Below are 6,343 nucleotides of genomic sequence, written 5' to 3' on the forward strand. Positions count from 1 at the left end.
TCCTCCATTTATTTAATGATTATTACATTCAATATGCTTGCAGCTAGCTATACTTCTCTGTCATCTCTTCCACAAATGATGCTATAGCTATTTTTGTTTGTCTTTTTTCTCTTAGTTTCATACCTGTTACTAAATCTTTTATCTTGTCATTATTTAGAATACCGCTGTATTCAAATTCACTTGTAATCCTTTTTAACATGTCTTCATCTAATGACTTTTTATCTGCAAAGTCATTAAAGTCTTCTTCACGTTTAGTATTTTCAAACGCCATATATACTTCATCAACGTCATCATCTTCAGACAAATCAGGTATAACTTTATCAATGAATTCTTTAATTAAGTCACGTTTCAAACGTAATTTAGGATCATCTGCAGTATCTAATATACGTCTGATTTGTTCTCGATTACGTTGCTGCTCAACTTTATCTAATAAATCAATTTGTCTGACAAGATTCATAATGTAAGATACGTTAATGGTATCGTTACGTAATATTTCAATTTCAAAATCAATGTCATTTAATATTGATACTTTGTCTTTGTCGCCCCTTTTAGGTTTCACTCTGTCATATATCGCAAAGTATTTACTCTTATAATCTTCAAATTCTTGTTCTTCCATTCCAATGCTTGAAACATTAAATTCAAATTCATCAAATGCTTTCATTTTAAGTATTAATATAGAGACTAAGCGATAGGCTTCTACAAACGTTTTTAGTTCTTCTTCATCTTGAATACTATCTATAGTTTGTGGTGTTGGTGCTATCGCTTTTAATTCTGCTAAAGCATCAGCAAATTCTGCACGATATTCATCATAACTTTTCATTAATACTCGATCAGTATCTTCTGTTTGTGAGAATAATTGCAAGGCTTTATCTGTTGCTTGTTTTAAATCACGATAGTTGACGATTTTACCAAACGGTTTCGTTTCCTTCTCAACACGGTTGGTACGTGAATATGCTTGTATTAAGTCATGATATTTGAGGTTTTTATCTACATATAAGGTATTTAGAACTTTACTATCAAATCCTGTTAAGAACATATTAACTACAATGAGGACGTCAATTTTACTATCTTTAATACCTTTTTTTACATTTTTAGAGACATGATTAAAATACTCTTGAAATGTATCTGTCGAAAAGTTCGTGTCAAATTGCTTATTGTAATCTTGCATCATCACTTCTAACTCATCGCGCGCATATATTTCATCAGTCATTTCTTCTTTACTTTGTTCATTTGAATTAAAAGAATATATGCCAGCTATGTTTAATGGCTGATCATATTCCTGGTTGATTTTCTTAAACATTTTATAATATTTTATTAATGCAGGAATGCTTTGTACTGCTAAAATACTAGAATATTGTCTATTTCGTGTATATTTGTCATGATTTTCAATGATATGTCTAACAATGAGCTCAACTCTGTCGTCAGCTAACCATACTTCATTTTTATTAATATCTTCAACCAATTCGTCTATGTCTTGGTCAATTTCATTACCTTTAATCGTATTAATATAATCAACTGAGAACCCCAAAACATTACCATCATGAATGGCATCTTTGATTAAATAAGTATGTAAACATCTGCCAAATATATCTGCGGTACTACGTCCATCTTGGCTTTTATTTTCTTCAAAACGTGGCGTACCTGTAAATCCAAAATATTGGGCGTTATTAAAATGTTGACGGACAATGCGATGCATATCTCCAAATTGACTACGGTGACATTCATCTATTATAAAAACAACTTTGTCTGTCTTATATTGTTCCAAAGCCTCTGCATTATTTTGAATCGCTTTAGACATCTTTTGAATTGTTGTCACTATTAATGGCAAACTCTTATCATTAAGTTGACGTACTAGCTGTGAGGTATTATTCGTTTTATCAACAGCGCCTTTAGAAAACTTATTAAATTCTTCTTCGGTTTGACTATCCAAATCTTTACGGTCTACCAGAAAAATCACTTTTTTAATATTTTCTTGTTGTGATAATACTTGGCTTGCTTTAAACGACGTCAGTGTTTTCCCACTACCTGTCGTATGCCAAATATAACCATTGTTAGCTGTTTCTGTAGCTTGATGTATCAATGCTTCTACTGCATGAACTTGATATGGTCTCATAGCCATTAATAGTTTATCTGTTTCATTTATAATCATATATCGTGAAATCATTTTAGCAAGTTGGCATGGTCGTAAAAATGAGTCTGTGAAATCGTTAAGCGTATTAATTCGATGATTATTTTTATCGCTCCAATAAAACATATGACTTTTATAAATTTCACCATCATTGTTAGAAATATAACGTGTTTCTACACCATTACTAATAACAAACATTTGTATATAGCGGAATAAACCTGTGTAATTTTGCTTACGATAACGCATAACTTGATTAAAGGCTTCATTAATATCTACGCCTCTACGTTTTAATTCAACTTGAACTAACGGCAAACCATTTATGAGAATCGTAACATCATATCTTGCTCTATATGTATCATCAACTGAAACTTGATTTGTGACTTGAAATTTATTTTGACACCAATTTATCGTATCTAAAAATGATAAGTAAACTTCCGATTCGTCATCACGTTTAAGTGGGAGTTTATCTCTTAGGATACGTGCACTTTCGAAAATCCCCTTACCATTGATCATAGTCAATAGACGTTGAAATTCTTTATCTGTCAGCGGTTTCCCATCCAACTTATCAGCATGACGCTCATTTAAAATCATGCGGAAATTATCTAATAATTGTGTATCATTTTTAATTGATACCCTTTCATAGCCATTTGAAATTAATTGATCCATCATTTCATTTTCTAAAGAAAACTCACTTTGATAAGCCATTGTACATCCATCCTTCGTTCTCTACTATTTATTAAAATATACCATAGTAGAAGGCCTTATTCATAAATAAATTGATGATGTTGTTGGGCGAGGAATTGTATTTGGGAGAAGTGTGGCGGTGGAGAGGTTGGGAAGTGTAGTTGTAGGAAATGTGAATGTTGAGAGGTTAGGAAGTGAAGTTCGAGGAAGTGGAGTGATTGAAAGATTAGGAATTGAAGAAAAGCCACGTTAGAGGTTGATGTTCAATAACGTGACTTTTATGGTGTTATTAACAAAATTGTTTTACTTCAACATGAAATTGATATTTTTAATTATAGAATTAAGTAATTTTATCGTCTCATCAATATTAAGTGATTGCATTAATAACTTAAAATCACCTTTCTCACTTACTTCATTTATAGAAATATATGGAATATCTTGTATTTCTCTATCTCCATAAATACCTAAACTTTCTTTAATTGCTGATATCTGTTTTCCATAATACATCTTGGGTGTGGCAAATGTTAAAATAGATGGATTTCCTGGTGGATGGTATAACACATTATATGTAAATCTTGAATTGATTTTTTTATAAAAGTTCAAAATATTTGGATATTGTATCAAAGAGATACTAACTCCTTCAGAAAAACTAATTCTCTTATAGTCTTCTTGAAGAGCTTTATCGAAATCTTTAAACATAATACTAATTACATAATTACCATTTTCTATTTTGCTTAAAAGTGTTTTTAATTCACAATGTAATTTAAATGCTTTATTTAATTGGTGAGTTTGTTTTTCCGTGGATATTTTTATAAAATCCTCTGTATCCTCTATTAAAGCTTTCAAAACCTCTTCAAAACTTTCATTGTTGATTGAAGTAATATAATATGCCAAACAGTCTATATTTAGTAAATATTTTTCTTTATCTTCTTTTCCTTTTGTAATACTCTCAATAGACTTTTCAAACCTAAGTAAATTATCTTCTATATACTTTGTATTGATTTGAATTTTTTGAATGTAAAGCTTTTTAATGTTGATATTTACATTATTTTTCTCAATATTTAACTTTCTTAACTGATATACTGCAATTCCCGTTGAGACACATGTTACTATCATAGTAATAATAGCAACAATTAACATAATCATATTCATAGTTTACATTTTTCCCTTTTTAGTTATTTAAAGGAAGTTATACATCACGTAATTTTCCCTTTTATATTGTATATTTTGCATTTGCAACTATTATAATGTTATAATGCATTTAACAAAGATTATCAGGCATGTATGCACCAAATCCCCTTACTACTGCAATAGTAAGGGGATTTTCCGGTGTGACTAGTCGCCTATTTGTTATTACGCTTGCGTAGCCAATGCGCAAATAGCGCAACGAGACAACCACTTGCTGCTGTGGTCATGATATTTACAAAGATTTCAGACATCGCGTATGCACCTCCTCTCTGCATCTAAATTGACACCTGAGAGATAGGCGACTTCATTATTATATCATCTACGAACATACGATGATAAGTGGCTTCTGATAAGTGATTTTATTATTATCCGCAATATGACCTTGATAATGACGTATTGTATAATCATATTCACCATTAAAATATTATTTCCAAACTAAGTTACAGTGCTTTTGTGATTCAGTGCCTTGGATTATCGAATAGTAATGGGAATTTTTAGGAGTATAAGAGACTATTCGTTCTTTAAAACTAAATTTTGGCTAAACGGCGTGAAAAAATCTTTAATGAGTGCTTTTCTACCTAAAAATCTATATACTACTTTTTCACTTTCAGACAGTGTACTTATATAAAGACTTCTTAAACTATTTTCGTTATTTTTTGTATCTTCAGTTATTTGTAGTATATATTCATGAAGATTAAGCAATATATAAAATTCGTTTTTCACATCATTTTCAGAAATTATTTTTTTTAATACTTCATTAATATGGTCATTTATTCCCCTCTCCAAATCGTTAGTATGTAGTTTCTCTAAATCGATTAATGATCGTACTACCCTCAACTTATTTGACCATTCAATATTTTTTGAAGGTTCTACTCTTTTTACACAATCATCATAATATTTCATAATACTATTTGGTATATTGTTATAGTTATAATAGTATAAAATATTACTTTTAAGTACTTTTTCAATATATTCAAATCGACTTAAATTTATATTAATAGTCTCTTTACCTGGATCTGTATAATCACTAATATATATCTTATTTTCTTTATCCATTATATTTAAATCCGTTTTAATTTTGTTCATAGTTTCTAATGTACGAAAAAATTTGATTTGTGTATTATTTTCTTTTAATTCCTTTTGTTGTTCTCTTAAAGCTTGAGTATTATCAGCCATTTCTTTTTTTTGAATATTTAAATCTACGTTTTGCATTAAAGCTGTTAAAATTAACAATAAAAATGCAAAAGTAGAAACTAAACTTTCATCTAAAAGAGTATCTTTATTATGTCCCCAAAAAAAGTTACATATTAAAATCAGACTACTTAATATCAACATACAAATTATTACCTTGTGATAGTTCCGGTTTTCCATATTCGTAAACTAAACTCCTAGCATTTAAATTTAATCATGCTTTTTAAGATTTTCACATATATAGATATTTTTTTAATTATTAACTATTAATAATCTATTTTTTATAAATACTACTATTACAAAAAGTAAATTTTTCCAACTAAACTTTTATAAAGTCGCATTAATAATTAAATAATGCTACTTCCTCATTATTTATTACTGGGCTTAATTCTTTAATGAATTCTTGATTTATTATTTCAATATCATTAATCTTATACTTTTTTGTTTTTATCCAACTCTTATCAAATATAGTATCTTTTTCTCCACTTATAAGTTTACAAATATCAGTATCAAATGTTTCTTGTAGATTGTAATTTAAAGTTAATCGTTGCAACCAAATATTTACTAAGTCTGTATTTGGTATACCATTTATTTTATCTTTAATATTTGCAATGATTTCCGTTTTATTTTTTTCATCTAATAATACTATAAATTTACTAATTATAGAGATACATAAAGGTATCGTTTTAGTATTGTTAATCATGATATCTAATACAATACTTATACATTGAATATAATCATTTCGATTTTTAGAAGTATAATTTTCTTTTATTTTATATGTTCTCCATTTATTAAACTCACTTAACATTCTAATTACACTCCCTGTGTTAGGGTATTTTTTACTAAAAATTAATATTTGAAGCAAATGCTTTTGTAGAGTCAGTTGAAAATGTATTTTACCATTTAAATCTTTTAAATATAAAGTTGCTTTTATTTTTTGATAAGCAATTTTATCTTTCTTAATTGATGTTATAACTATATCTTCAGAAAAAACAGTTTTTTTTGAGTTAAGTTTGAAGTTAAGGTCTATTAGAACATCGTTTAATAATTCAGCTATTTTATAAATATCTTCTTTAGAATTAGAAAAAATTCTATAATCATCCCTATATCTAATTATTTTATATGGATTGAATAGTACTTTTTTTAATTTAT

4 protein-coding genes and 1 pseudogene are annotated in these 6,343 nt (G+C 28.2%); all 5 read right to left on the reverse strand.

All coding sequences use genetic code 11. From position 1 onward, the window contains the following. Positions 1 to 43 precede the first annotated feature (43 nt). Positions 44 to 2,833 (reverse strand): type I restriction endonuclease subunit R, encoded by a 2,790-nt coding sequence (locus tag CD113_RS05720; protein WP_002464588.1) that lies wholly within the window; start codon positions 2,831 to 2,833, stop codon positions 44 to 46. A gap of 282 nt (positions 2,834 to 3,115) precedes the next feature. Beyond that, positions 3,116 to 3,964, reverse strand: coding sequence for a hypothetical protein (locus tag CD113_RS05725; protein ID WP_002464586.1), 849 nt, complete (start codon positions 3,962 to 3,964; stop codon positions 3,116 to 3,118). A gap of 191 nt (positions 3,965 to 4,155) precedes the next feature. After that, positions 4,156 to 4,251 carry a type I toxin-antitoxin system Fst family toxin gene (locus CD113_RS05730; RefSeq protein WP_088177500.1) on the reverse strand — a complete coding sequence of 32 codons (96 nt, stop codon included), beginning with the start codon at positions 4,249 to 4,251 and terminating at the stop codon, positions 4,156 to 4,158. 259 nt (positions 4,252 to 4,510) lie between these two features. Further along, positions 4,511 to 5,371, reverse strand: a complete 861-nt coding sequence (locus tag CD113_RS05735) for a hypothetical protein (RefSeq protein WP_002464584.1) — start codon at positions 5,369 to 5,371, stop codon at positions 4,511 to 4,513. Between the two features lie 160 nt (positions 5,372 to 5,531). Beyond that, positions 5,532 to 6,343, reverse strand: a pseudogene (locus CD113_RS05740) (RNA-directed DNA polymerase); the annotation flags it as partial.

It is taken from the genome of Staphylococcus simiae, from assembly GCF_002902085.1.
Lineage (GTDB): Bacteria > Bacillota > Bacilli > Staphylococcales > Staphylococcaceae > Staphylococcus > Staphylococcus simiae.